We start from the raw sequence: 24,152 nt of genomic DNA, 5'->3' as shown, positions 1-24,152 counted from the left end.
GGCCAGCGCGGCTGGCCTGAGTGTGCTGACAGGATGCGTTATCGCAGGCGTTACAGCGATTCATCCAGCCATTCGTTGAAGGGCGATTTCGGCATCGCGCCGTTGAGGATGTCTACCATCTCGCCATTTTTGAAGATCATAATGGTCGGGATGCTGCGGATGCGAAAACGGCTGCTCAGCGCGGGCTCCGCTTCGGTATTCACCTTAACGAAACGCACCTGACCGCTGCGCTCCTGCGCCACCTCTTTAAACACCGGCGCGAAGTTCACGCAGGGACCGCACCACGGCGCCCAGAAATCCACCACGACCGGCAGGTCGTCCTGCAGATATTTATCCAGCGTTTCGGCGGTGGCGTTTGCCACTTCACCATTAAACAGTTCGCTGCCGCAGCGACCGCATTTTGCTCCATCGGCCACGCGCTCTTGCGGAACGCGATTGGTTGCCTGACAGGAAGCACATACCGTATTCATAGATACCTCGGGGGGTTGCAGGTGTCACTTTTGTAAATATTGTCCATTATGAGAAGGTTGCGAACAGCCCTCAAACTGGATTGTCCAATAGGTTCAATAGTTGATAGCTAAGCGCTAATACATCAGGTAATCTTCGCGCTCTCAATGCAGGAGGAACAGATGAACGACGAATTTAAAGGCAAAAGTGGCAAGGTAAAAGTGATGTACGTGCGAGATGAGGGCGAGTCAGGCTCACGCGCGCCGAACCCGCGTACCGGTAAAGGGGGTGGCCGCCCAGCCCGTCAGGAAGATTCGCGTCGTTCCTCTGGCCGCCGCAGCGAAGAGGGCGCCAGCCGCAAGCCGCGCAGCGACGAAGGCAGCCGTAAACCGCGCAGCGAGGAAGGCAGCCGTCGGCCACGCAGCGAAGAAAACAGCCGCAGACCGCGCAGCGACGAGGCTTTTTCGCCCTGGCGCACCGTGTCGCGTCCGCCGAGCGAACGCGCGCCCGTTGACGACGCACAGCCGGAGCAGGGCGGCAAAGTCGCGATCGATCCAGAAGTGATCCGTCGCCAGCGTCAGGAAGAGACGCGCGTCTATGGTGAAAACGCCTGTCAGGCGCTGTTCCAGAGTCGTCCGGAAGCGATCGTTCGCGCCTGGTTCGTGCAGAGCGTGACGCCGCGTTTCCGCGAAGCGCTGCGCTGGCTGGCGGCGAACCGCAAAGCCTATCACGTCGTGGATGACGCTGAGCTGGCGAAGGCGTCCGGCACCGAGCATCACGGCGGCGTCTGCTTTATTATTAAAAAACGTCTGGGCATGGCGGTCAGCGAGTGGCTGAGCCAGGCCGGTGAGAAAGATTGCGTGCTGGCGCTGGAAGATGTCAGCAACCCGCACAACCTGGGCGGCATTATGCGCACCTGCGCGCACTTCGGCGCGAAAGGTCTGCTGGTGAACGACGCCTCGCTGCTGGAGTCCGGCGCGGCGGTGCGCACCGCTGAAGGCGGCGCCGAACACGTTCAGGCGATCAGCGGCGAAAGCTTCGCGGCCGGTCTGGAAGCGTTCCGCAAAGCGGGTTATACCATCGTCACCACCTCAAGCCATCAGGGCACGCCGCTGGCGCAGGCCGAGCTGCCGGCGAAGATGGTGCTGGTGCTGGGCCAGGAGCGCGAAGGCCTCTCCGACAGCGCCTTCCAGCAGGGCGATATCAGCCTCTCTATCGGCGGCACCGGCAACGTCGAGAGCCTTAACGTCTCGGTGGCCACCGGCATTCTGCTTGCCGAATGGTGGCGACAGAACGCATAAAAAAACGGGCCGAAAGGCCCGTTTTTGTTGCTGCGTTTAGTGCGCGCCGCCGCCGCCGCTGCCGGAACCAAACGGCGGGCGAGCGAACCAGATCAGCACCAGCAGAATCAAAAACACCCCAGCCGACGCCCAGAAGATCTCATTGGCAGAGATGATCAATCCCTGATTAGTAATCTGCTGCGCGATATAGGCCGACGCCTGCTGGTGGGACATGCCCATGCCTTCCAGCTGTTGATACATCTGCTGCGCGTTCGGGTTATAAGGCGTAATCGATTCGCTAAAGGTGCTGTGATGCATCGACTCCCGATTGGTCCACAGCGTAGTGGTAATCGAGGTGCCAATCGATCCCGCCAGGGTGCGCACAAAGTTCGACAGGCTCGACGCCGCCGCCAGCCGATCGGGCGTCAGCCCGGACAGAGTGATGGTGGTGAGCGGCATAAAGAAGCAGGCGACGGCGAACCCCTGGATAAACTGCGGCCAGGCGGACGCGCCGAAGTCCATTGAAGGCTCGAAGGTGTAGGCGCGCCAGTAGAAGCAGATGGCGTACATAATAAAGCTAAAGGTCACCAGCCGGCGCATATCCAGCTTATGGGCGAAGCGGCCGATAATCGGCGAAAGGATCACCGGGATAATCCCTACCGGCGCCGACGCCAGCCCGGCCCAGGTGGCGGTGTAGCCATAGACCTCCTGCAGCAGCTGCGGCAGCAGCACAATCGAGCCGAAGTAGAGCATATAGGCCAGACTGATCGAGAGACAGCCGATGGTGAAATTGCGCGACTTAAACAGCGCCAGATCGACAATCGGATGGTCGTCGGTCAGCTCCCACACCAGCAGCACCGCCAGCGACACCACAGCGACCACCGTCAGCACCACAATCTCGGTGGAGTTAAACCAGTCAAGCTCCTTGCCGCGATCCAGCATCACCTGCAGACAGCCGATGCCCACCACCAGCAGCACCAGACCCACCACGTCGATCGGGCGAACCTCGGTGCGCGTCTCGCGGCCGCGCAGCGTCTGCAGCGTCAGCATCACCACCACGGCGCCGATCGGCACGTTGATAAAGAAGATCCAGCCCCAGTGATAGTTATCGCTGATCCAGCCGCCGAGGATCGGGCCGCAGATCGGCGCGACGATCACCGTCATCGCCCACAGCGAAAGCGCGATGCTGCGTTTGGCCGGCGGGTAGTTGCTCAGCAGCAAACTCTGCGACAGCGGGATCAGCGGGCCCGCCACGATGCCCTGAAGAATACGGAAAAAAATCAGCATCTCCAGGCTTTCCGACATGCCGCACGCCCAGGAGGCGAGGGCGAACAGCACCGTCGCCCAGGTAAAGAGCTTCACCTCGCCGATGCGCTTCGCCAGCCAGCCGGTAATCGGGATGGAGATGGCGTTCGCCACGCCGAACGAGGTGATCACCCAGGTGCCCTGCGAGTTAGAGGCGCCCAGATTGCCGGCAATGGTCGGGATCGCCACGTTCGCGATGGTCGAGTCCAGCACCTGCATAAAGGTCGCCAACGACAACGCAATGGTCATCAGGACCAGCGGCGCGCCTTCTAGCGGTTTTTGTGCCATAACAGCCTCCGCGTCATCATCCGGCGTTGGCGCGAACGATATCCGCGATCAGCTGATTCGCCGGCGCCAGATCGATCGCCAGCGCATTGCTGCTGTAGGCGGCCTGCTGACGAACGCTGGTGGCGAGCACGCTGCCGTCGGCGTTGGTGGTATCGATTTTCACCAGCGTCGACAGGCCAATGCGCAGCGGATGCTTGACGATATCGTCCTGATTCAGCTCGATACGCACCGGCAGACGCTGCACCACTTTGATCCAGTTGCCGGTGGCGTTCTGCGCAGGCAGCAGCGAGAAGGCGCTGCCGGTGCCCATATCCAGGCCGACCACTTTGCCGTGGTAGACCACGTCGTCGCCGTAGATATCCGCCACCACCGTGGCGTCCTGACCAATGCGCACGCCCGCCAGCTGCGTCTCTTTAAAGTTGGCGTCGATCCACAGATTGGTGGCGGGCACCACGGCCATCAGCGCGCTGCTGGTGTCGATCTGCGAACCGACCTGCACGCTGCGGCGCGACACATAGCCGTCCATCGGGCTGCGAATATCGGTGCGCTGCAGCGCCAGCCAGGCGTCGCGCAGTTCCGCGGCGGCCTGTTTCACCGCTGGCTGCTCCTCCAGCGAGGTGTTGAGGATCATCGCCTGATTGGCGTTATACTGCTGCACTGCCACGTCGAGCTGCGCTTTTGCGGTGGCGACCGCGTCGCGCGAGTGCTGCAGCTCTTCACGTCCGATAAGATTAGAGGCGCCCAGCGGCTCGCGGCGTTTCAGATCGGCTTCCGCCTGCGCCAGCGCGGTTTGCTGCAGCGCGATACTCGCCTGATACTGCTTCGCGTTGATCATCAGCTGATGCGTCTGACGCACGCTGGTAGCCAGCGCGGTCTGCGCTTTTTCAAACGCCTGCTCGGCGTCGGTTTTATCCAGCGACACCAGCACGTCGCCTTTTTTGACGAAATCGGTGTCGTCAAACCAGACTTTATTGACGCTGCCCGACACCTGCGCCATTACCTGCACCTGATTTCCCGCCACGTAGGCGTCGTCTGTTTCCTGGAAGTGCCGCAGCACCAGGAACCAGTAAACGCCCCATGCGATGCCCGCCAGCACAAAAAGCAGCGCCAGCAGAAGCAGCACTTTTTTACGCGTCTTCTTTTTATTGGCTGGCTGTTGCGGGCTTTGCGCCTCCGCAGTTGCACTCATCTCACTCTCCAACTGTTTCATAGGATCGGGGCGCGATCGTCCCTTTCACGGAGCCCGAGTCGAAAAAAGCCAGCGACAGAGCGCTGGCCGGATAAAAGGGGATTAAAATAACGGTTTCGACAGGTGATTGTGTCGCAGTTCTTGCTATTAACGAGAGAGGGAAGCGATGACCTGATCTTCGTCCATTTTGTCGAGACGATTGAGCAACTTACGCGTGATGCCTTCCAGCTGCGATTTTTCGTCTGTGGAGAGTGAAGACCACAGATACTGCAGGCTCTGATGCTGAGGCGGCAGCAGCTGACGCAGGAACTCGTTGCCTTTTTCGGTGAGATGCAGGTGGAGGCAGCGACGATCGTTGTCGCTCTCGCGACGTTCGATCCAGCCGCGTTTTTCCAGCTCATCGGCGATGCGCGTTGCGTTGGTGCGCGAAGAACCCAGCGCGGCGCTCAGCTCAGACGGCTGAATGCTCTGGTTTTCCTGCGCGTCCAGGGTGATCAACGCCATGAATAAGGTTTCGTTAATTCCCTGCGCCTTTAACATCTTGTTGCGGTTTTCCAGCAGCTTCCCCTGCATGTGCATGCACAGACGCGTCAAAATGATTTCGTGCAGCGGGAAATCTTTGTGGCGATTTGCGCGGATGTTAAGCATCTGTTCAATGGGAGTAAACGAACTTTCCATTATAAAAAAACCTCACTAGTTGCAGCTAATATAGTAACGATGGTGACAGATTAAGCGTAGTCATTTTTACTCCGCGCAATTGTTCAGAAGATCACACTGTCGTCATCAGGTGTTTCCAGGTCAATCCGTAACCCTGGGCACAAAACCCTCGCTCGCTGCCGCCTTCGGCCGCAGGACGCGTTATCAAAACGGGAAGAAACTTTTTGTTTGCTAAATAATTTCGCAAGAAAAAATAACTTCTGTGAATAAATTTGCTGCTAACCATAACAAAACTAACCATTCGTGACCAGACTCAATCACTTTTTTGGCATTTTATTTACTTACTTAAGGGCGTTTCGAAGCGGTAGCCGCGCCACCAGATCAGCAGGTTGAGCAGCGTCATTACCACGCCAGCGGCGCAGACGCCGTACCAGCCGGCGATATGAAAAGCGTTGGCGGAAAGCACCGACCCACACGCGCCGCCGATAAAATAGCTGGTCATATAGCCAGCGGTCAGGCGGTTGCGCGCCTCCGGCATCTGGCTGTAGATCACGCTCTGGTTGGTGATATGTACGCCCTGAACGGCCAGGTCGAGCAGCAGAATGCCGACGATCAGCGCGGTTAAAGCGTGCGCGCCCAGCGCCGTCATGCCCCAGGAGGCGAGCATAATGAGCAGGCCCAGCGAAGTGGTAAGCCGCGCTTTGCCCTTGTCCGCCAGCGATCCCGCCTGACGCGCCGCCAGCGCGCCCGCCGCGCCGACCAGACCCAGCAGGCCGATTTCGCCTTCCGAGTAGTTATAGGGCGGCGAGGCAAGCAGAAACGCCATCGAGGTCCAGAGCACGCTAAAGTTGGCGAAAGAGAGGCAGCCGGTCCAGGCGCGGGTGCGGATAACGCGATTCGCCCGGTAGAGCTGGAAAATCGACTTCAGCAGCTGCGGATAGTTAAGCGACACCGACTGTTTCACCTGCGGCAGAAAACGCCACAGCGCCAGCGCCATCAGCACCATTAACGCGCTGGCGACCCAGTAAACGGTGCGCCAGCCGCCGAGCTGCGCCAGCGCGCCCGCCACGGTGCGCGCCAGCAGGATGCCGAGCAGCAGGCCGCTCATCACCGTGCCCACCACTTTGCCGCGCTTCTCCGGCGCCGCCAGCGTCGCGGCGAGCGGCACCAGAATCTGCGCCACCACCGAGAACAGCCCGGTCAGCACCGTGCCCAATAGCAGCAAAGTAAAAGAGGAGGAGGTGGCGGTGATCACCATGCCGCCCGCAGCCAGCAGGCTCATGCCGACGATCAGGGCGCGGCGCTCCAGCATATCGCCGAGCGGCACCAGCAGCAGCAGGCCGCAGGCGTAGCCGAGCTGCGCCGTGGTGACGATAAATCCTGCCAGGCTGACGGAGAGGCCAAAATCGTTGGCGACGGTATGCAGCAGCGGCTGCACATAGTAGTTGCTTGCCACGGAGAGGCCGGTGGCGAGAGACATCAGCAGCACCAGCGCGGGCGTCAGGCTTGGGCGATTTGCATTCATGGACAGTTAAGGCAGGTTGTAATAATCATAATCGGGTAATAGTAACCCAAAAAACTATTTCATTAATGTGTAAATTGACAGGACGTACCAGTCGGTTCGCTGAGCAGCGAAGGGGCGGAGAGTTCCGCCCCGAAAGGAGTCGCGTTTATTTCGCCGCCGCGAGCGCCTCTTTGATCCAGCCGTCGAACTGCTGCTGGTGGGCCTTGATCCAGCCGTCGACATGGCGATTGATATCCGCCTCGGACGCCTGACCGGCGTGCATCGCCGCATTTTCCGCGTTGATGTCGCTAATCGGCAGCTTCATCTCGGCAAACAGCTTCGCCGCCGCCGGGTTCTTCTCCGCCCAGGCTTTGTTCGCCACAATATGCATGGTATTAACCGGGAAGCCGTAGTTGGCGCCGTTCGGTAGCCTGGTGTCGACCTTGCTCTGCGCGCCCGGCAGCGAGGAGAACGGCACCTGCAGCCAGACCACGTCGCGGCCCGGCTTCAGCACGTCGCTCAGCCAGTAGGGCGTCCAGGTGTAGTAGAGGATCGGCTTGCCCTGCTTAAAGCGCGCCAGCGTGTCGGCCACCATGGCCGAGTAGTTGCCCATATTGGCGGTGACGGTATCGCTCAGGCCGAAGGCGCTGTTCTGATGATTGATAACCGCTTCGCAGCCCCAGCCCGGCGTGCAGCCGGTCATATCCGCCTTGCCGTCGCCGTTGCTGTCGAACAGCTGCGCGATTTTCGGATCTTTCAGCTGGGCGATATTGGTGATGTGATACTGCTCGGCGGTTTTCTTGTCGATCAGGTAGCCCTGCGCCGCGCCAGAAATATAGGTGCCAGCGCGATAGAACTTTTTATCGCCGCCCGCGGCGTTGTACATGTCGTCGTGCAGCGGCTGCCAGTTGGTGGCGACGAAGGTAATGTCGCCGGAGGCCATCGAGGTATAGGCGACGTTGTAGTCGATTTCACTCGGCTTTTCGACGCTGTAGCCCAGCTTCTCCAGCGCGCGGCTCACCAGCAGCGTCTGAAAACCCTCTTCGGCGATGGTGCTCTGCGCCGGCTTAACGGTAATGCCTTTGCCCGGCAGATCGGCCGCGGCGGCGTGGGAGAGGGCGAACGTGGTCAGTACGGCGGCGAAAAGAGGTGCGGTCTTGCGCATAGTTATTCCTTATTGTCGGCGTTGCGAGGCGGGCGACCGCGACGGGCCGCCCGAAAAATCAGGCTTTACGGAAAGGGCGCGTCAGCAGGCCAATCGGGCCGCTATGGCTCCAGCGGCGGCTGCCTCGGCTGCGACCGTCGCGACCCACGGACTGGGTTAAACGGTCGAGGATAATGGCGAGGATCACGATGCCGACGCCGCCGACGGTGGCCAGTCCCATATCGAGACGGCCGATGCCGCGCAGCACCATCTGGCCCAGCCCGCCGACAGCGATCATCGAGGCGATCACCACCATCGACAGCGCCAGCATCAGCGTCTGGTTGACGCCCGCCATAATGGTGGGCATCGCCAGCGGCAGCTGCACCTTGAACAGCATCTGACGCGGGCTGGCGCCAAAGGATTCGCTGGCCTCGATCAGATCGGCGGGCACCTGCTTGATGCCGAGAATGGTCAGGCGCACCATCGGCGGCAGGGCGAAGATAATGGTCACCACCACGCCAGGCACGTTGCCGATGCCGAACAGCATCACGATCGGCACCAGATAGACGAACGCCGGCGTGGTCTGCATCGCGTCCAGCAGCGGACGGATGATGCGGCCCGCACGCTCGCTGCGCGCCAGCCAGATGCCGAGCGGCAGTCCGATAACGATGCAGAACAGCAGCGCGGTCAGCACCAGCGCCAGCGTCACCATCGCCTGCGACCAGGCGCCGATAGCGCCGATCAGCACCAGCGAAATCAGCGTCGCGACGCCCATCGCCGGGCTGGCGATCTGCCAGGCGATCAGGGCGAACACTACAATCGCCACCGGCGCGGGCAGGCTCTGCAGCAGCTGCTGAAAGGCGCTAAGGATGTAGTCCACCGGCACGCGAATGCCCTGAAACAGCGGTCGGAAATGGGTCACCACCCAGTCGATGCCTTCCGTTACCCAGCGATCGAGTGGGATCAGGGTCTTGTGAAAGGGATCGAGCAGGTTGAAATGCTCCGGCTGCGGCGCCGGGGCGCTGGCCAGCCAGTCGCTGCTGCTGGTGGCGGCGTCATGCGCGGCACCGCCGTCCGGGGTGCCCCAGGCGTCAGCGGCGCTGCTGGCGGGCGCGGCATCGCCTGCGCCGGACCAGGGATCGCTGCTCGTCTGCGCGGCGGCGTCGGTTTGAGGCGCAGCACTGGCGCTCTCCCACGGATTACTGTTCTGTTCACTCATGATGAAGCTCCCTCACGATCTAAAGCGCGTAACAACATGCCTTTGGAAATAATCCCGACGTATTGATCTTCTTCGCCCACCACCGGCACAGCGCAGGGCGCGTGTGCGACGTGGCCGAGCAGATCGTTCAGCGAGGTATCGGAGGGAACGGCGGTGGGTGCGTCGAGCAGGGCGCTGTCGAGCCCTTCGCCTGCCGCCAGCGCCGCTTTCAGCGAGTCGGTAGAGACCACGCCGACAAACTTTTGCTTCTCCAGCACATAGCCAAATTCGCGATCTTCATCCTGCAGCAGTTTGATGGCGGAGCGCGGGCCGAAGCCGGGCGCTTTACGGATCAGCGCGCCCGCGCTGCGGCGCGCGATATCTTTTGCGCTAAAGACGTGGCTGATATCGACGCCGCGGAAGAAGGTGCGCACATAGTCGTTGGCCGGGTTATTCAGGATGTCGTCCGGCGTACCCACCTGCACCACTTCGCCGCCCTGCATAATGGCGATGCGGTCGCCGATGCGCATCGCTTCGTCGAGATCGTGGGAAATAAAAATAATGGTGCGCTGGTGTTTCGCCTGCAGCTTTACCAGCTCATCCTGCATTTCGGTGCGGATCAGCGGATCGAGCGCGGAAAACGCCTCGTCCATCAGCAAAATATCGGGATTAATCGCCAGCGCGCGGGCTAATCCAACGCGCTGACGCATGCCGCCGGAAAGTTCGTCGGGATACGCGTGAGCATAATTTTCCAGCCCGACCTGACGCAGCGCATCCAGCGCTTTTTCCTGACGTTCCGCCAGCGCCACGCCGGCTAATTCCATGCCGAAGGCGGTATTATTTAGCACGGTCATATGCGGCATCAGCGCAAATGACTGGAACACCATGCTGATTTTATTTCGGCGCACGTCGCGCAGTTCGCTGTCGGATATTTTAGCGATGTCGACGCCGTCGATGATGACCTGACCTCGGGTGGGTTCTATCAGACGATTGAGAAGGCGAACCATGGTCGATTTTCCAGAGCCGGAGAGTCCCATGATGACGAAGATTTCGCCTTCTTCAATGGCCAGACTGGCGTTCTTGACGCCGAGCGACAACCCGGTTTTTGCCAGTATTGTCTCTTTGCCTTCCCCTTTCTCTATATATTTAAATGCGCGATCGGGGTTTTCCCCAAATATTTTATAAAGGTTTTTTACTTCAAGTTTAATTGCCATGCAGTGATGAAGTCCTGATTTAATTAATTGAAGTTCAGCTTTCCCGGTTAAATTTAAGCGGCTCATACCGTAACACACTGACATTATCTGACAACCCTGAATGGCGATATTCATGGCGGAATAGCAGGCGTGAAGCGCAGAATTCCCAGTGCTCACAAGGGATAAGGGGGAACAAATTTTTTCCCGGTGTGAGATCAAATTATGCGGATTTGACACTGAAAAGCAGAAAATTGTCAGAAAATGAGAGGGTGAAAAAAGGAAATTAACGCGTTATGAAAGCGGAATAGCAGGGAAATAATTAGCGGCTTTCGCCGGAATATTGGGCGGCCAGACGGGCGGAAAGAAGAATAACGTCGGGCCGCGACCGGCCCGACGCCAGAGGGTTAAAAGTCCCAGTCTTCGTCTTCGGTTTCTACCGCTTTGCCCATCACGTAGGAGGAGCCGGAGCCGGAGAAAAAGTCGTGATTTTCATCGGCGTTTGGCGACAGCGCGGCGAGAATGGCCGGGTTCACCGTGGTCAGCTCCGCCGGGAACAGCGCCTCGTAGCCCAGATTCATCAGCGCCTTGTTGGCGTTGTAGTGCAGAAAGGTTTTTACCTCTTCCGCCCAGCCGACGTCGGCGTAGAGCGCCTCGGTATAGGCGACCTCATTCTCATACAGCGCCAGCAGCAGATCGTAGGCGAACTGCTGCAGCGCCTCTTTGCGCGCGTCATCCACCTGTTCCAGCGCCTGCTGGTACTTGTAGCCGATGTAGTAGCCGTGCACCGCTTCGTCGCGAATGATCAGCCGGATGAGATCGGCGGTATTGGTCAATTTGCCGCGGCTTGACCAGTACATCGGCAGCCAAAAGCCGGAGTAGAACAGAAACGATTCGAGAAACACGCTGGCGATCTTTTTCTTCAGCGGATCGTCGGCGCGGTAGTGCTCAAGTATGATGCGCGCCTTGTTCTGCAGCGCCTCATTCTCTTCGCTCCACTGATAGGCGGCGTCCACGTCGCTGCTGTTGCACAGCGTCGAGAAAATCGAGCTGTAGGATCGCGCGTGCACCGCCTCCATAAAGCTGATATTGGAGAGCACCGCCTCTTCATGCGGCGTCAGCGCATCCGGCATCAGGCCCGGCGCGCCGATCACGTTCTGAATGGTGTCGAGCAGCGTCAGACCGGTAAACACCCGGATAGTGAGCTGCTGCTGCTGTGGGTTCAGCGTCTGCCACGCGGGCAGATCGTTGGAGAGCGGCACCTTTTCCGGCAGCCAGAAGTTGCTGGTCAGACGGTTCCACACCTCCAGGTCTTTCTCGTCCTGAAGGCGGTTCCAGTTAATGGCCTGAATCTGTTGTAGTCGCATAGTTTTCATCACAACGCGCAGGAAACGCAGCCCTGCACCTCCGTGCCCTGAAGCGCCATCTGGCGCAGTCGAATGTAGTAAAGCGTTTTGATGCCTTTCTTCCAGGCGTAAATCTGCGCTTTGTTAATGTCACGCGTGGTGACGTCGTCGCGGAAGAACAGCGTCAGCGACAGCCCCTGATCGACATGCTGCGTCGCTTCGGCATAGGTGTCGATAATCGCCTCAGGCCCAATCTGATAGGCGTCCTGATAAAGCTCCAGGTTCTCGTTAGTCATAAAGGGCGCCGGATAGTAAACGCGTCCGGTTTTCCCCTCTTTGCGGATCTCAATGCGCGACACAATCGGGTGAATGCTTGACGTGGCGTGGTTGATATAGGAGATCGAGCCGGTAGGCGGAATCGCCTGCAGGTTCTGATTGTATAGCCCGTGCGTCATCACCGATTCACGCAGCGCCTGCCAGTCGGCGCGGGTCGGCAGCGTGATGCCGGCGGCGGCGAACAGTGCGGCCGCGCGTTCGGTGCGCGGCAGCCAGTCGCGCTCGACATACTTATCGAAATAAGCGCCGCTGGCGTAGGCCGAGCGTTCAAAGCCGTCGAAACGCTGCCCGCGCTCCTGCGCCAGCTGATTAGAGGTGCGCAGCGCGTAGAAGGTAACGCAGTAGAAATAGAGATTGGTGAAATCGAGCGCTTCCGGCGAACCGTAGGCGATGCCTTCCCGCGCCAGATAGCCGTGCAGGTTCATCTGACCCAGGCCGATGGCGTGCGAGCGCTGGTTGCCTTCCGCGACCGACGGCACCGAGCCGATATGGCTCATGTCGGACACCGCCGTCAGGGCGCGCACCGCCACCGCCACGGTATTGGCGAGATCGCGCGAGTCCATAGCGTGCGCGATATTCAGCGAGCCCAGGTTGCAGGAGATATCTTTGCCGATGCGACGATAGCTGAGATCCTCGTTGAACTCGCTGGCGCTGTTGACCTGCAGGATCTCCGAGCAGAGATTGCTCATATTGATGCGCCCGGCGACTGGATTGCTGCGGTTTACGCTGTCCTCATACATGATGTAGGGATAGCCCGACTCGAACTGGATCTCTGCCAGCGTCTGGAAGAAGTCGCGCGGCGCGATCCAGCTTTTGCGGATGCGGTCGTCCGCCACCATCTCTTCATACTTCTCGCTGATGCTGATATCGCCGAACGCCTGACCGTAAATCCGCTCGACGTCGTAGGGCGAAAAGAGCGCCATCTGGCGATTCTCTTTCGCCAGCTGGAAGGTGATATCAGGGATCACCACGCCGAGCGACAGCGTCTTGATGCGGATCTTCTCATCGGCGTTTTCCCGCTTGGTGTCGAGAAAGCGCAGGATGTCGGGATGGTGCGCGTTGAGCCAGACCGCGCCCGCGCCCTGACGCGCGCCGAGCTGGTTGGCGTAGGAGAAGGCATCCTCCAGCATCTTCATCACCGGGATCACGCCCGACGACTGGTTTTCGATGCGTTTGATCGGCGCGCCGTTTTCGCGCAGGTTAGAGAGCAGAAACGCCACGCCGCCGCCGCGTTTAGAGAGCTGCAGCGCCGAGTTCACCGCGCGGCCAATCGACTCCATGTTGTCTTCGATGCGCAGCAGGAAGCAGGAGACCAGCTCGCCACGCTGCTGTTTGCCGCAGTTGAGAAAGGTCGGCGTCGCCGGCTGGAAACGCCCGCTCAGCATCTCTTCCAGCAGCGCGCGCGCCAGCGTTTCGCTGCCCTGCGCCAGCGTCAGCGCCACCATACAGGCGCGCTGTTCGAAGCTTTCCAGATAGCGTTTGCCGTCGAAGCTCTTCAGCGTATAGCTGGTGTAGAACTTCCACGCGCCGAGAAAGGTTTTGAATTCAAAGCCCCAGGCCGCCGCCTCGTCATGGAAGCGACAGAGAAAGTCGAAGTCGTACTGATTCAGCACCGCCGCTTCGTAGTAGCCTTCCGCCACCAGATAGCGCAGACGCTCCGCCGCGCTGGCGAACGCGAGCGTATTCGGCGCGACATGCTGCAGAAAGAACTGGCGCGTCGCTTCCTGATCTTTGCTGAACTGGATGCGGCCGTCGGCATCATAAAGATTCAGCATGGCGTTCAGCGCGTGGTAGTCGAGCGCTACGCCATTGAGGGTGTCTGTTGTTGCCAAAATTGAGTTACTCCCGCTTTAACCGTGGCGATGTCTTCCGGCGTTCCCATTAGCTCAAAGCGGTAGAGCACGGGAACCTGGCATTTCTGCGCGATAATGTCGCCGGCCAGGCAGTAAGCCTCGCCGAAATTGCGGTTGCCCGCTGCGATCACGCCGCGAATGCCGCGCCGGTTCGATTCATCATTAAGAAAGTGGATCACCTGTCTGGGCACCGCGCCGCGGCTGCCGCCGCCGCCATAGCTCGGCACCACCAGAATGTAGGGCTGCTGCTGCTGCAGACGTGCGGCGAGGTCGAGCGGAATGCGGCGCGCCGGCAGGCCCAGACGGGTAATAAACCGGTGGGTGTTCTCCGACTGGCTGGAAAAATAGACCAGTGGAAACATGGGATTATTCTCCTGCCGCCGCGAGCTGGCGCAGGCCGGCGATTTTATCCGGGCGGAAGCCGCTCCAGTGATCGCTGTCCGCCATCACCACCGGCACCTGGCGGTAGCCGAGGGATTTCAGGCTGTCGATGGCGTCAGGCTGCACGTCGAGGTTGATCAGCTGATAGTCGATGCCCTGACGATCCATCGCGTTTTTAGTGGCGTTGCACTGGACACAGTTATCTTTAGTGTAAATAATAATGCGCATGATTCGTATTTACCTTTGCTCATGGACAGGGTGATGGGTTAGCGTCGTCTACGCCTCTGTTTGTGGCGTTGCTGCGGCTCGCATCTTGTGTCTGGGTGATAGAGTGAATACTAGATATAGTGCCTGATTAATTCAAGCATACCAGATATAGGGATTTAGACTAATAAGCGCTAAAATCCTGCTAACGCCAGGCCGCATGCGGGTCGACGTAAAAGGAAATTTTTTTGTAAAGGCGGGCGGCTAAAAAAAACGCAAAAAAAAGCCTCGCGATGGCGAGGCCCGATTTTCATCTGTTACGCGGCGTTAGCGGCGGCCGACCAGCAGGGCGCCCAGCACCAGCCCGACAGCGGCACCGATGCCGACGCCGTGCCAGGGTTTGTCATGCACATAGGCATCGACCTGGGTGCCTGCGTCGCGCGCGGCCTGAGACACGCGATTATGACCGCCGTTCAGCTTCGCGCGCGTCTGCTTCAGCAGCGCCTGCGCCTGGCTGCGCGCAGAGTCCACTTCATCTTTCGCTTCGCTGCCGTAGGATTTCAGCAGCGCTTCCAGCGAATCCGCGAGATCGTTCACATCCTGGTTAACATCAATGTCATCGTTTTTAGTGGTTCGATTAAACATTTTTTCGCTCCCTTTGATTTTAAACGTAATACTGAGTGTAGACGATACGCGGATAAACGCATCGGCAGGACCGGGGTTTAGGGAAATTCCGAAAGCCGCATGGCGGCGTGCTGTTGTAAGGTTGCGAGGCTTGAAAGAAGAGAGGAGAGAGCATGTATTTACGACCCGATGAGGTAGCGCGCGTTCTGGAAAAGGCGGGATTTGAAGTCGATGAGGTCACGCCGAAAGCCTACGGTTATCGCCGTGGCGACAGCTATGTTTACGTTAACCGCGAAGCCCGTATGGGACGCACGGCGCTGGTGATCCACCCCACGCTAAAAGAGAAAAGTCAGCCGTTTGCCGAGCCGGCGTCTGAAGTCAAAACCTGCGATCACTACACGCGTTTTCCGCTCTATCTGGCGGGCGAGTCGCAGGAGCACTACGGTATTCCCCACGGTTTCAGCTCGCGCGTCGCGCTGGAGCGCTATCTGCAAAGCGTCTTCGGCTGACAACAGCCCGCCCCGTCAGCGCGGGGCAAGGCGTCTTTTTTTAGCAAAACCTTATCTTTTCCCACGTTGCAATTCCGCGCAGCGACGCGTATAAACCTGCCATATAGATGTTTAGACGTCCATATGGGTAAAAGATGAGCGAGCAGGAAAACCCGTCACGGGATCAATTTAAGCGCACCATGAAAACACGCCATCTGGTGATGTTGTCGCTGGGCGGCGTCATCGGCACCGGGCTGTTCTTTAATACCGGCTATATCATTTCCACCACCGGCGCGGCGGGCACGCTGCTCGCCTACCTGATCGGCGCGCTGGTGGTCTGGCTGGTGATGGTCTGTCTGGGCGAACTGTCGGTGGCGATGCCGGAAACCGGCGCGTTCCACGTCTATGCGGCGCGCTATCTCAGCCCGGCCACCGGCTACACCGTCGCCTGGCTCTACTGGCTCACCTGGACGGTGGCGCTCGGCTCCAGCTTTACCGCCGCGGGCTTCTGCATGCAGTACTGGTTTCCGCAGGTGCCGGTGTGGATCTGGTGTCTGCTGTTCTGCGTCGCTATCTACCTGCTGAATATCATCTCCACGCGCTTCTTCGCCGAAGGGGAGTTCTGGTTCTCGCTGATCAAAGTCGTCACCATCATCGCCTTTATCGTGCTGGGCGCGGCGGCGATGTTCGGCTTTATTCCACTGAAAGCGGGCGGCGCCGCGCCGGGGCTGAGCAATCTCACCCAGCACGGCTGGCTGCCGCACGGCATCCTGCCGATTATCATGACCATGGTGGCGGTTAACTTCGCCTTTTCCGGCACCGAGCTAATCGGCATCGCCGCCGGGGAAACTGAAAATCCGCAGAAGGTGCTGCCGCTGGCGATCCGCACCACGGTGGCGCGGCTGATTATCTTCTTTGTCGGCACGGTGCTGGTGCTGGCGGCGCTGATCCCGATGGACCAGGCGGGGATCGTCAAAAGCCCCTTTGTGGTGGTATTTGAGAAGATCGGGATTCCTTACGCGGCCGATATTGTTAACTTCGTTATCCTGACGGCGATCCTCTCGGCGGCAAACTCCGGGCTCTACGCCTCTGGGCGCATGCTCTGGTCGCTGGCGAATGAGAAGACGCTGCCGCGCTGCTTCGCCCGCGTCAATAAACGCGGCGTGCCGCAGCTGGCGATCACCGTCAGCATGCTGGGCGGCGTGCTGGCGCTGCTCTCCAGCGTTATCGCGCCGGACACGGTGTTTGTCGCGCTCTCCGCCATCTCCGGCTTCGCGGTGGTGGCCGTCTGGCTCAGCATCTGCGCCTCGCACTACATGTTCCGCCGCCGTCATCTGGCGCAGGGCAGGGCGCTGAGCGAGCTGGTCTACCGCGCGCCATTCTACCCGCTGACGCCGATACTCGGCTTCGTGCTCTGCCTGCTGGCGTGCGTCGGGCTGGCGTTCGATCCTTCGCAGCGCATCGCGCTCTGGTGCGGCATTCCCTTTGTGCTGCTCTGCTATGCGGTTTACGCTGCAACCCATAAAAAATCGCAGGCTGAGGAGGCCAATGATGCAGCATAATTCCGTGGCGCAGGCGCTGGCTGAAAACAGCACGCTTATTCTGGACGGCGCGCTGGCAACAGAGCTGGAGGCGCGCGGCTGCAATCTGGCGGACGCGCTCTGGTCGGCAAAGGTGTTAATGGAAAACCCCGAGCTGATCTATCAGGTGCACCATGACTATTTCGCCGCCGGGGCGCGCGTCGCCATCACCGCCAGCTACCAGGCGACGCCGCAGGGCTTCGCCGCGCGCGGGCTGGACGAGGCGCAGTCGCTGCAGCTGATCGCCCGCAGCGTTGAGCTGGCGCGACGCGCGCGCGACGACTATCGCGCCGCAAGCCACAGCCAGGCCGCGCTGCTGGTGGCGGGATCGGTCGGGCCATACGGCGCCTTTCTCGCCAACGGCGCGGAGTATCGCGGCGATTATGCGCTGCCCGAAGCGGAGATGAAGGCGTTTCACCGTCCGCGCGTGCAGGCGCTGCTGGCGGCGGGCGCGGATCTGCTGGCGTGTGAAACCTTGCCCTCGTTCGCCGAGGCGCAGGCGCTGGTGGCGCTGCTGGCGGAGTTCCCCGGCGCGCAGGCGTGGTTCTCTTTTACGCTGCGCGACGCGCAGCACATCAGCGACGGTACGCCGCTGCGCGAGGTAGCGGCCTTTCTGCACGCCCAGCCGCAGGTTGTCGCGCTGGGCATCAACTGCGTGGCGCTGGAGCAGACGACGCTGGCGCTGGCCGCGCTGCAGGCGCTGACCAGCAAGCCGCTGGTGGTCTATCCCAACTCCGGCGAGCAGTATGACCCCGTGAGCAAAAGCTGGCACTCTGCGCCGTCGGGCTGCACGCTGCACGACAAACTGCCCGAGTGGCGCGCCGCCGGCGCACGGCTGATCGGCGGCTGCTGCCGCACCACGCCGCAGGATATCGCCGCGCTTGTGCACGACTGTCAACCGCAATAAAGCGCAGAAAACAGGCGATGCTAAGGCGATTAACAACACAAGGGCGGTTTACACTGCCCTTTCTGACTCTTTAGCGGATCCCTTCATGAAACTGCGACTTGTTATCCTTGCCGCCGCGCTGCTGCTGAGCGGCTGCGCCTCGATTGTCGGCTCGTCGAGCCAGGCGGTGCGTATCGACTCTCAGCCGCAGGGCGCGCGCTTTACGATACAGGATGAGGATGGACGGTCGGTGGCGGAGGGCTACACGCCGCAAACCGTGGATCTGGCGAAGTCGACCGGCCGCTATTTCGGCAAGAAGCACTATCAGGTGATGCTGGAAAGCCCGGGCTACGTGCCGGTAACGCTGCCGATCGAAGGCAAAGCCAACCTCTGGTATCTGCTTGGCAATATTCCGCTGGGCGGTTTTCCCGGCTGGCTGCTGGTCGATCCCTTCAACGGCGGCATGTACAACCTGCAGCCGGAGCATCCACGTCCCTTCCTTAATCCAGTCGGTGCGCGCGGCTGACGGGCGTTACTGCGCGGTGGGCTTCACCATCGCGCCGCCTGAGCGAAACCGCTCCAGAAACTGATGCTGGAAAATGCACATGCGGATGGTGTTGCGGTACTCGCCGTTGATAAAGAATTCGTGCTTCAGCACGCCCTCGGTCTCAAACCCCAGCTTGCTGTAGATGTGGATCGCCTTCTCATTCTCCTGATCGACGATCAGATAGAGCTTGTAGAGATTCAGCACTGAAAAACCGTACTCCATCGCCAGCTTCGCCGCCTGGCTCGCCAGCCCTTTGCCCTGATGCGCCGGGTCGATAATGATCTGAAACTCGGCGCGGCGATGCACGTGGTTGATCTCCACCAGCTCCACCAGCCCTGCTTTCTGGCCGTCGTGCTCGACGACAAAGCGGCGCTCGCTTTGATCGTGAATGTGTTTGTTGTAGAGGTCGGAGAGTTCGACGAACGCCTCATAGGGCTCTTCAAACCAGTAGCGCATTACGCTGGCGTTGTTGTCCAGCTGATGAACGAAATGGAGATCTTCCCGCTCCAGCGGGCGTAGCTTAACCGTCATAAAAGCCTCATTGCTGATAGATTACGCGCGAGTATAGCGTGCCCACTCGCGCGCGATCCATCAGGCGCCGATCTGCTCGACGATGCGGCCCTGCGCCATGCGCGCGGCGCGATCGCACATATGATCGATCACGTCGGGATCGTGGCTGACCAGCACCATCGTCAGGCCGTCGTCGCGCTTGAGATCGTTCAGCAGGTTGAGGATCTCCGCCTGCACCGACATATCCAGCGCCGAGGTCGGCTCATCCAGCAGCAGGATCTTCGGCTCCAGCAGCAGCGCGCGCACGATGGCCACGCGCTGGCGCTGGCCGCCGGAAAGCTGATGCGGGTAGCGATCCGCCAGCGCCGGATCCAGCCCGACGTGGCGGAAGCCCTGATTGATGCGGTCGTCGATATTATCGCGGCGCAGCAGCTTTAGCGGCTCCGCCAGGGTGCGGCGCAGGCGATGGCGCGGATGCAGCGAGGCGTAGGGATCCTGAAACACCATCTGCACGTCGCGGCGCAGCTGGCCGGTAAAGGGCTTGCCCGGTGCGACGTCGCTGCCCGCCAGCCGCATCTTGCCCTGCCAGTGCGGATTGAGGCCGGCCATCACCCACAGCAGCGATGACTTGCCGCAGCCGGAGGGGCCGACCAGGCCGAAGCACTCGCCGGCGTTCACCTGCAGATCGACCTCATGCACCACGGTGCGCAGTTCATAGCCCTGTTTATGCGCGACGCTGAGCCGCTGAAGATTAATCATGGTTCGCCTCCAGCGCGGCGCGATCCAGCACCGGCAGCGCTTCGCCGTGGGTCGCTTTGCTCGGACGGCACGACCAGAGCGTGCGCGTATAGGGATGGGTAGCGCGCGGCAGCTCCGCAGCGGGCAGGGTGTCGAGCACGCGGCCCTTGTACATCACCATCACGCGCTCGCAGTGTTCAGAGACCTGCTGCAGATCGTGGCTGATCAGCAGCAGGCCCATATTGCGCGCCTCCACCAGGCGTCGGATCAGCGCCAGCACCTGATCGCGCATGGCGTGATCGAGCGCCGAGGTTGGCTCGTCGGCGATCAAAAATGCCGGATCGGTGATCAGGGCGATCGCCAGCATCACGCGCTGGCCCATGCCGCCGGAGAGCTGGTGCGGATAGCGCTGCATCAGCTGGCGCGGCTGCGGCAGGCCCACAGCGTCGAGCATCTCGCACACCTTCTCTTTGCGCTCGCTGCGGCTCAGGCGACGGTGCAGCAGCAGCGGCTCCTCGACCTGCCAGCCGATGGTGCGCGTCGGGTTAAGGGCATATTTCGGATCCTGCATCACCATCGCCACCGTATCGCCGCGCAGCGCGCTCCAGGCTTTTTCGCTCAGGCGCAGCGCGTCGTGGCCCGCCACCTCCAGCTTCTGCGCATGCAGATGCAGCGCTGGCGAGAGCAGGCCCATCAGCGAACGGGCGGTCAGGGATTTGCCGGAGCCGGATTCGCCTACCAGCGCTACGCGCTCGCGGCCGATGCGGAAGCTGATGTCGTCCACCAGCAGCGCGTCGTCGCTGCGAATGCTCAGCGACTCGGCGTGAAGTAACAGATCATTTGGCATGGCGGGTATCCAGTCGGTCGCGCAGGCCGTCGCCTGTCAGGTTAAAGGCCAGGCTGGCGAACAGGATTGCCGCGCCGGGCGCGGCGGCGACCCACCACTGGTCGAAAATCACTTTGCTGCCTTCCGCCACCATCGAGCCCCATTCAGCGGTCGGCGGCTGTACGCCCATGCCGAGAAAGCCGAGACCGGCGGCGGAGAGAATAATGCCGCCGAGGCTCAGCGCGGCGCGCACGACGGCGGTCGGCATGCAGAGCGGCAGAATATGGCCAAACATCAGGCGCAGCCCGGTGATGCCCTGCATACGCGCGGCGGCCAGATAGTCGCTGCGGCGCAGCGCCAGGGTTTCGGCGCGCGCCTGGCGGGCAAAGGGCGGCCAGCTGGTGAGTGCCAGCGCGAGTGCGCCGTTCATCAGGCCTGGACCGAGCATCGCCACCAGCGCCAGCGCGATCACCAGATTGGGCAGCGAAAGAAAGATATCGGTAATGCGCATCAGCACGCGCTCCGTCCAGCCGCCGACGTAGCCAGCGGTGATGCCCACCAGCAGGCCGACCGGAATGGTCAGCACAAGGATCAGCGACACCAGCAGCAGCGTCGGGCGCGCGCCGTAGATCACGCGGGAGAGCAGATCGCGGCCAAAGCCGTCGGTGCCGAACCAGTGCTGCGCCGACGGCGGCAGCAGGCGCGCCGAAATGGTCTGCAGATTAGGGTCGACAGGCGCCAGCAGCGGCGCGAACAGGGCGGTCAGCACCAGTATCGCCACCAGCGTCAGGCCGATAGTCAGCGAGGTGACGCGACGGCGGCGGCGCGGCCGCACGGTTTCGAGTTCGGAAAGTTGTTGCGTCATCGGGTTCTCGGATCGGTTAACCAGGTTAAGGCGTCCGCCAGGGCGTTCAGCAGAATAAAGCAGGCGCCGATCAGCAGCGTGGAGCCGAGTATGGCGGGCGTATCGGCGGAAAAGAGCGCGTTGGTCATATAGCGCCCGACGCCCGGCCAGGCGAAGACGGTCTCGGTCAGCACCGAGCCTTCCAGCAGCGTGGCGTAGGAGAGGGCGATCACCGTCACCAGCGTGCCCAGCACGTTAGGGAAAATATGGCGCAGCAGAATGCGGCCGCGACCGGCGCCCTTGGCGCGCGCCAGCGTCACATACTCTTTGCTGCTTTCTTCCAGCAGCGCGGCGCGCAGCAGACGGGTAATGCCCGCCATCGCCAGCAAACCGAGGACCACCACCGGCAGCCAGAGATGAGCAATGGCGTTGCGGAACATCTCGCGATCGCCAGAGAGCCAGCTGTCGATCAGCACGAAGCCGGTTTTCGGCTCCAGCGTATAGACGTAGAGATCGTCGAGCCGTCCCGGACCCGCCGACCAGTGCAGCACGGCGTAGAACAGCAGCAGGCCGAGCAGGCCGAGCCAGAACACCGGCACCGAATAGCCGAGCAGCGAGATAAAGCGCGCCACGTTGTCGATCACGCTGCCGGGTTTCCAGGCGGCGAGCAGCGCCAGGCTGATGCCGAACACGGCGGCGAAGATCATCGAGCAGGTTGCCAGCTCAATGGTCGCGGGAAAGGTTTGCATCAGGTCGTTCGCCACCGGCTGGTTGGTCAGGTGGGAAAGGCCGAGATCGCCGCGCGCCAGGTGCGCCAGATAGCGCCAGAACTGCACCAGCACCGGCTGATCCAGCCCCAGCTCGTGGCGCACCTGCGCGTAGGTCGCTTCGCTGGCGTGATCCCCGGCGATCTGCTGCACCGGATCCACTGGCGACAGGTGGGAGAGCATAAAGGTAAAGGCCAGCAGCCCGAGCAGCGTCACCAGCAGCGACAGCAGGCTGGTGACCAGCCGCGACAGGCGCGGCCAGAGTTGCCGGGCGAACCCGGCCTCCGAGGCTGACTGCACCATTATTTGCTAACCTGCGAGTAGTAGACCATGTCAGGGTTGATGCCCTGCACGTAGCCTTTCAGGTTGTCGCGCAGCGCGATCAGGTTGCGTGCCTGCAGACCGATCACGTACGGTGAGTTTTTCAGCACCGATTCCTGCATCGCTTTATAGAGCGCCACGCGCTTCTGCGGATCGCTTTCCGCCGTCGCCGCCAGCACCTGCTTGTTCAGCTCGGGAATATGCCAGTCGGAGCGGTAAGCAATGGTTTTACTGCCGTCTTCCGGGTTATAGGCGAACGAGGCGGCGTTGGTGTTAGGGTCGAAATAATCCGCGCCCCAGGCGTTCAGCGTCGCCTGATATTTATGCGCCTTCACGCTGGTAGAGACTTCGGAACTCAGGCCAGGCTGCACGTTGATCTTCACGCCGCCTTTGGCGAAGCTGCCCTGCAGCGCCTGGGCGATATCAAGATAGGGCGGCTGGTTGCTGGTGGAGAGATCGAAGCTGACGTTGGTCAGGCCCGCTTTCTGCAGAATCGCCTTTGCCTTTTCAGGATCGTAGCTGTAAGGGGTGGCGTTGACCGCGCCGAGGAAGCCCTTCGGCAGGAAGGTCTGATGCACGTCGAACTGGCCTTTCAGCAGATCGTTGGCGATGCCTTTGTAGTCGAACAGGTAGCGCGCCGCTTCCCACAGCGCCGGGTTTTTCAGGGTGTCGTTGCCGCCGACGTTAAACTGGATGTAGTAGAGCGACGCCATCGGGATCGCTTCCGTCTTCACGCCTGCTTTGCCCTTCAGCGCGGCGATCTGATCGGCGCCCAGGTTACGCGCGATATCCGCGTCGCCCTGCTCCAGCAGCAGACGGCGCGCCGCCGGCTCCGGCACGTTTTTAATCAGCACGTTTTTCAGCTTCGGCGCGCCGCCCGGCGAGGTCGGGTTAGCGGTCAGCAGCACCACCTGATGCAGCACCACTTTGCGGATCTGATAGGGGCCGCTGCCCGCTGAATTGGTCGCCAGCCAGCCGTTGCCCAGATCGCCGTTCTTTTCGTTCGCCTTCACGGTTTTTTCATCGACGATAGAGGAGACCGGCGCGGAGAGCAGGCTCAGCACATAGGTTGGGCTGACGTTGGCGGTCCAGCTGATCTGCACATGGTTGTCGTCCACTTTTTTCAGGAAGCTGTCGACGTTTTCTTTGGTCCAGCCGAGCTGCGTCAGGATAAAAGAGGGATCGAGGTTAAGCTTCACCACGCGGCCCAGCGAGAAGATCACATCTTCCGGGCGCAGCGGATTGCCGCTGGAAAATTTGGCGTCTTTGCGCAGTTCGAAGGTCAGGCTGCGATTATCGCTGCCCGGCTGCCAGCTGCTGGCGAGCGTGGGTTTCAGATCCGTCGGGTTTTGCGGATCGGACTGGACCAGACGCTGATAGATGTTGGTAAAGGCCTGTACGCTGGTCAGCTCAAACCCTTTAGCGGGATCGAAGCTGTCGGCATCGTCAATCGACTGCGCGATAACCAGCGTATCTTTCGGCGTGGCGGCCTGTGCGGCAAAGGCGGCTGCTAGCGAGAGCGCCAGCAGAGAAGCAGCGGTTTTTTTCATGGTATTTCCTTGCCTTATAAAGTAGTCACGCGAGTGTACGAGAGGGCTTAAGGGAAGAATAGTCTATTATTGGCTAACCTTATTCATAAAAGTTATAAGTGCAGCGAGCAGGTTATAAGGGCGGCAAACCGGCGTTAACTCAGTATAGA

General features: G+C 60.7%; 24 protein-coding genes. 5 read left to right on the top strand and 19 right to left on the bottom strand.

The window, feature by feature from the left end; all coding sequences use genetic code 11:
• Positions 1-50: 50 nt before the first annotated feature.
• The gene (gene trxC / locus B2J69_RS22130; protein WP_081142440.1) at positions 51-470 is read right to left on the bottom strand and encodes a thioredoxin TrxC; all 420 of its coding nucleotides are present in this window, start codon (positions 468-470) and stop codon (positions 51-53) included.
• A gap of 159 nt (positions 471-629) precedes the next feature.
• On the opposite strand from trxC, the gene B2J69_RS22125 reads away from it, so the two are divergent.
• Entirely contained in the window at positions 630-1,748 is a 1,119-nt protein-coding gene (locus B2J69_RS22125) for a tRNA/rRNA methyltransferase (RefSeq protein WP_081142438.1), read from the top strand.
• Positions 1,749-1,784: 36 nt separating this feature from the next.
• On the opposite strand, the gene emrB is transcribed toward B2J69_RS22125, so the two are convergent.
• From emrB to B2J69_RS22065, 12 genes are all read right to left on the bottom strand, one after another.
• Entirely contained in the window at positions 1,785-3,320 is a 1,536-nt protein-coding gene (emrB, locus tag B2J69_RS22120; protein ID WP_081142436.1) for a multidrug efflux MFS transporter permease subunit EmrB, read from the bottom strand.
• Between the two features lie 16 nt (positions 3,321-3,336).
• Positions 3,337-4,509: a multidrug efflux MFS transporter periplasmic adaptor subunit EmrA gene (gene emrA / locus B2J69_RS22115; RefSeq protein WP_081142434.1), complete on the bottom strand. Its 1,173-nt coding sequence runs from the start codon at positions 4,507-4,509 to the stop codon at positions 3,337-3,339.
• A 147-nt stretch (positions 4,510-4,656) separates the two neighbouring features.
• Positions 4,657-5,187 (bottom strand): transcriptional repressor MprA, encoded by a 531-nt coding sequence (mprA, locus tag B2J69_RS22110; protein ID WP_081142432.1) that lies wholly within the window; start codon positions 5,185-5,187, stop codon positions 4,657-4,659.
• 316 nt (positions 5,188-5,503) lie between these two features.
• Positions 5,504-6,691, bottom strand: a complete 1,188-nt coding sequence (locus B2J69_RS22105) for an MFS transporter (RefSeq protein ID WP_081142429.1) — start codon at positions 6,689-6,691, stop codon at positions 5,504-5,506.
• Positions 6,692-6,836: 145 nt separating this feature from the next.
• Positions 6,837-7,835 (bottom strand): glycine betaine/L-proline ABC transporter substrate-binding protein ProX, encoded by a 999-nt coding sequence (gene proX / locus B2J69_RS22100; protein WP_081142427.1) that lies wholly within the window; start codon positions 7,833-7,835, stop codon positions 6,837-6,839.
• Positions 7,836-7,893: 58 nt separating this feature from the next.
• Positions 7,894-9,033, bottom strand: coding sequence for a glycine betaine/L-proline ABC transporter permease ProW (gene proW, locus B2J69_RS22095; RefSeq protein WP_081142424.1), 1,140 nt, complete (start codon positions 9,031-9,033; stop codon positions 7,894-7,896).
• Entirely contained in the window at positions 9,030-10,226 is a 1,197-nt protein-coding gene (gene proV, locus B2J69_RS22090; protein WP_081142422.1) for a glycine betaine/L-proline ABC transporter ATP-binding protein ProV, read from the bottom strand. The genes proW and proV overlap by 4 nt, the downstream gene beginning before the upstream one ends.
• Before the next feature lie 383 nt (positions 10,227-10,609).
• Positions 10,610-11,569 carry a class 1b ribonucleoside-diphosphate reductase subunit beta gene (gene nrdF / locus B2J69_RS22085; protein ID WP_081142449.1) on the bottom strand — a complete coding sequence of 320 codons (960 nt, stop codon included), beginning with the start codon at positions 11,567-11,569 and terminating at the stop codon, positions 10,610-10,612.
• A gap of 8 nt (positions 11,570-11,577) precedes the next feature.
• Positions 11,578-13,716 carry a class 1b ribonucleoside-diphosphate reductase subunit alpha gene (nrdE, locus tag B2J69_RS22080; RefSeq protein ID WP_081142420.1) on the bottom strand — a complete coding sequence of 713 codons (2,139 nt, stop codon included), beginning with the start codon at positions 13,714-13,716 and terminating at the stop codon, positions 11,578-11,580.
• Positions 13,686-14,099 carry a class Ib ribonucleoside-diphosphate reductase assembly flavoprotein NrdI gene (gene nrdI, locus B2J69_RS22075; protein ID WP_081142418.1) on the bottom strand — a complete coding sequence of 138 codons (414 nt, stop codon included), beginning with the start codon at positions 14,097-14,099 and terminating at the stop codon, positions 13,686-13,688. The genes nrdE and nrdI overlap by 31 nt, the downstream gene beginning before the upstream one ends.
• 4 nt (positions 14,100-14,103) lie before the next feature.
• Entirely contained in the window at positions 14,104-14,346 is a 243-nt protein-coding gene (nrdH, locus tag B2J69_RS22070; protein ID WP_081142416.1) for a glutaredoxin-like protein NrdH, read from the bottom strand.
• Positions 14,347-14,649: 303 nt separating this feature from the next.
• A complete protein-coding gene (locus tag B2J69_RS22065) occupies positions 14,650-14,967 on the bottom strand; it encodes a DUF883 family protein (RefSeq protein ID WP_081142414.1) in 318 nt (105 codons plus the stop codon).
• Positions 14,968-15,119: 152 nt separating this feature from the next.
• On the opposite strand from B2J69_RS22065, the gene B2J69_RS22060 reads away from it, so the two are divergent.
• From B2J69_RS22060 to B2J69_RS22045, 4 genes are all read left to right on the top strand, one after another.
• Complete coding sequence (locus B2J69_RS22060) at positions 15,120-15,455, top strand: DUF2002 family protein (RefSeq protein ID WP_081142412.1); 336 nt, start codon at positions 15,120-15,122, stop codon at positions 15,453-15,455.
• A 134-nt stretch (positions 15,456-15,589) separates the two neighbouring features.
• Positions 15,590-16,996: an S-methylmethionine permease gene (mmuP, locus tag B2J69_RS22055; protein ID WP_081142410.1), complete on the top strand. Its 1,407-nt coding sequence runs from the start codon at positions 15,590-15,592 to the stop codon at positions 16,994-16,996.
• Complete coding sequence (mmuM, locus tag B2J69_RS22050; protein ID WP_081142408.1) at positions 16,986-17,921, top strand: homocysteine S-methyltransferase; 936 nt, start codon at positions 16,986-16,988, stop codon at positions 17,919-17,921. The genes mmuP and mmuM overlap by 11 nt, the downstream gene beginning before the upstream one ends.
• Positions 17,922-18,006: 85 nt before the next feature.
• Positions 18,007-18,426: a peptidase associated/transthyretin-like domain-containing protein gene (locus B2J69_RS22045; RefSeq protein ID WP_081142406.1), complete on the top strand. Its 420-nt coding sequence runs from the start codon at positions 18,007-18,009 to the stop codon at positions 18,424-18,426.
• Positions 18,427-18,432: 6 nt separating this feature from the next.
• On the opposite strand, the gene speG is transcribed toward B2J69_RS22045, so the two are convergent.
• From speG to B2J69_RS22015, 6 genes are read right to left on the bottom strand one after another with little or no spacing between them, the layout of a single operon-like run.
• Positions 18,433-18,978: a spermidine N1-acetyltransferase gene (gene speG / locus B2J69_RS22040; RefSeq protein ID WP_033791956.1), complete on the bottom strand. Its 546-nt coding sequence runs from the start codon at positions 18,976-18,978 to the stop codon at positions 18,433-18,435.
• A gap of 60 nt (positions 18,979-19,038) precedes the next feature.
• On the bottom strand, positions 19,039-19,716 hold the full coding sequence (locus B2J69_RS22035; protein ID WP_081142404.1) for an ABC transporter ATP-binding protein: 678 nt from the start codon (positions 19,714-19,716) through the stop codon (positions 19,039-19,041).
• Positions 19,709-20,542 carry an ABC transporter ATP-binding protein gene (locus B2J69_RS22030; RefSeq protein ID WP_081142402.1) on the bottom strand — a complete coding sequence of 278 codons (834 nt, stop codon included), beginning with the start codon at positions 20,540-20,542 and terminating at the stop codon, positions 19,709-19,711. The genes B2J69_RS22035 and B2J69_RS22030 overlap by 8 nt, the downstream gene beginning before the upstream one ends.
• Complete coding sequence (locus tag B2J69_RS22025) at positions 20,532-21,386, bottom strand: ABC transporter permease (RefSeq protein ID WP_081142400.1); 855 nt, start codon at positions 21,384-21,386, stop codon at positions 20,532-20,534. The genes B2J69_RS22030 and B2J69_RS22025 overlap by 11 nt, the downstream gene beginning before the upstream one ends.
• Positions 21,383-22,435, bottom strand: a complete 1,053-nt coding sequence (locus tag B2J69_RS22020; RefSeq protein ID WP_081142398.1) for an ABC transporter permease — start codon at positions 22,433-22,435, stop codon at positions 21,383-21,385. The genes B2J69_RS22025 and B2J69_RS22020 overlap by 4 nt, the downstream gene beginning before the upstream one ends.
• Entirely contained in the window at positions 22,435-24,003 is a 1,569-nt protein-coding gene (locus B2J69_RS22015; RefSeq protein ID WP_081142396.1) for an ABC transporter substrate-binding protein, read from the bottom strand. Before B2J69_RS22015 ends, B2J69_RS22020 begins: the two co-directional genes overlap by 1 nt.
• Between the last annotated feature and the right edge of the window lie 149 nt (positions 24,004-24,152).

The sequence above is a fragment of the Pantoea latae genome (assembly GCF_002077695.1).
Taxonomy (GTDB): Bacteria; Pseudomonadota; Gammaproteobacteria; order Enterobacterales; family Enterobacteriaceae; genus Pantoea; species Pantoea latae.
The sequence above is the reverse complement of the archived record's forward strand: the minus strand, read 5'-3'. Positions and strand labels throughout refer to the sequence as shown.

Excerpts from the sequence above, each read along its gene's own strand:
- trxC (WP_081142440.1), bottom strand. The coding sequence starts at position 470 with ATGAATACGGTATGTGCTTCCTGTCAGGCAACCAATCGCGTTCCGCAA.
- B2J69_RS22125 (WP_081142438.1), top strand. The coding sequence starts at position 630 with ATGAACGACGAATTTAAAGGCAAAAGTGGCAAGGTAAAAGTGATGTAC.
- emrB (WP_081142436.1), bottom strand. The coding sequence starts at position 3,320 with ATGGCACAAAAACCGCTAGAAGGCGCGCCGCTGGTCCTGATGACCATT.
- emrA (WP_081142434.1), bottom strand. The coding sequence starts at position 4,509 with ATGAGTGCAACTGCGGAGGCGCAAAGCCCGCAACAGCCAGCCAATAAA.
- mprA (WP_081142432.1), bottom strand. The coding sequence starts at position 5,187 with ATGGAAAGTTCGTTTACTCCCATTGAACAGATGCTTAACATCCGCGCA.
- B2J69_RS22105 (WP_081142429.1), bottom strand. The coding sequence starts at position 6,691 with ATGAATGCAAATCGCCCAAGCCTGACGCCCGCGCTGGTGCTGCTGATG.
- proX (WP_081142427.1), bottom strand. The coding sequence starts at position 7,835 with ATGCGCAAGACCGCACCTCTTTTCGCCGCCGTACTGACCACGTTCGCC.
- proW (WP_081142424.1), bottom strand. The coding sequence starts at position 9,033 with ATGAGTGAACAGAACAGTAATCCGTGGGAGAGCGCCAGTGCTGCGCCT.
- proV (WP_081142422.1), bottom strand. The coding sequence starts at position 10,226 with ATGGCAATTAAACTTGAAGTAAAAAACCTTTATAAAATATTTGGGGAA.
- nrdF (WP_081142449.1), bottom strand. The coding sequence starts at position 11,569 with ATGCGACTACAACAGATTCAGGCCATTAACTGGAACCGCCTTCAGGAC.
- nrdI (WP_081142418.1), bottom strand. The coding sequence starts at position 14,099 with ATGTTTCCACTGGTCTATTTTTCCAGCCAGTCGGAGAACACCCACCGG.
- nrdH (WP_081142416.1), bottom strand. The coding sequence starts at position 14,346 with ATGCGCATTATTATTTACACTAAAGATAACTGTGTCCAGTGCAACGCC.
- B2J69_RS22065 (WP_081142414.1), bottom strand. The coding sequence starts at position 14,967 with ATGTTTAATCGAACCACTAAAAACGATGACATTGATGTTAACCAGGAT.
- B2J69_RS22060 (WP_081142412.1), top strand. The coding sequence starts at position 15,120 with ATGTATTTACGACCCGATGAGGTAGCGCGCGTTCTGGAAAAGGCGGGA.
- mmuP (WP_081142410.1), top strand. The coding sequence starts at position 15,590 with ATGAGCGAGCAGGAAAACCCGTCACGGGATCAATTTAAGCGCACCATG.
- mmuM (WP_081142408.1), top strand. The coding sequence starts at position 16,986 with ATGCAGCATAATTCCGTGGCGCAGGCGCTGGCTGAAAACAGCACGCTT.
- B2J69_RS22045 (WP_081142406.1), top strand. The coding sequence starts at position 18,007 with ATGAAACTGCGACTTGTTATCCTTGCCGCCGCGCTGCTGCTGAGCGGC.
- speG (WP_033791956.1), bottom strand. The coding sequence starts at position 18,978 with ATGACGGTTAAGCTACGCCCGCTGGAGCGGGAAGATCTCCATTTCGTT.
- B2J69_RS22035 (WP_081142404.1), bottom strand. The coding sequence starts at position 19,716 with ATGATTAATCTTCAGCGGCTCAGCGTCGCGCATAAACAGGGCTATGAA.
- B2J69_RS22030 (WP_081142402.1), bottom strand. The coding sequence starts at position 20,542 with ATGCCAAATGATCTGTTACTTCACGCCGAGTCGCTGAGCATTCGCAGC.
- B2J69_RS22025 (WP_081142400.1), bottom strand. The coding sequence starts at position 21,386 with ATGACGCAACAACTTTCCGAACTCGAAACCGTGCGGCCGCGCCGCCGC.
- B2J69_RS22020 (WP_081142398.1), bottom strand. The coding sequence starts at position 22,435 with ATGGTGCAGTCAGCCTCGGAGGCCGGGTTCGCCCGGCAACTCTGGCCG.
- B2J69_RS22015 (WP_081142396.1), bottom strand. The coding sequence starts at position 24,003 with ATGAAAAAAACCGCTGCTTCTCTGCTGGCGCTCTCGCTAGCAGCCGCC.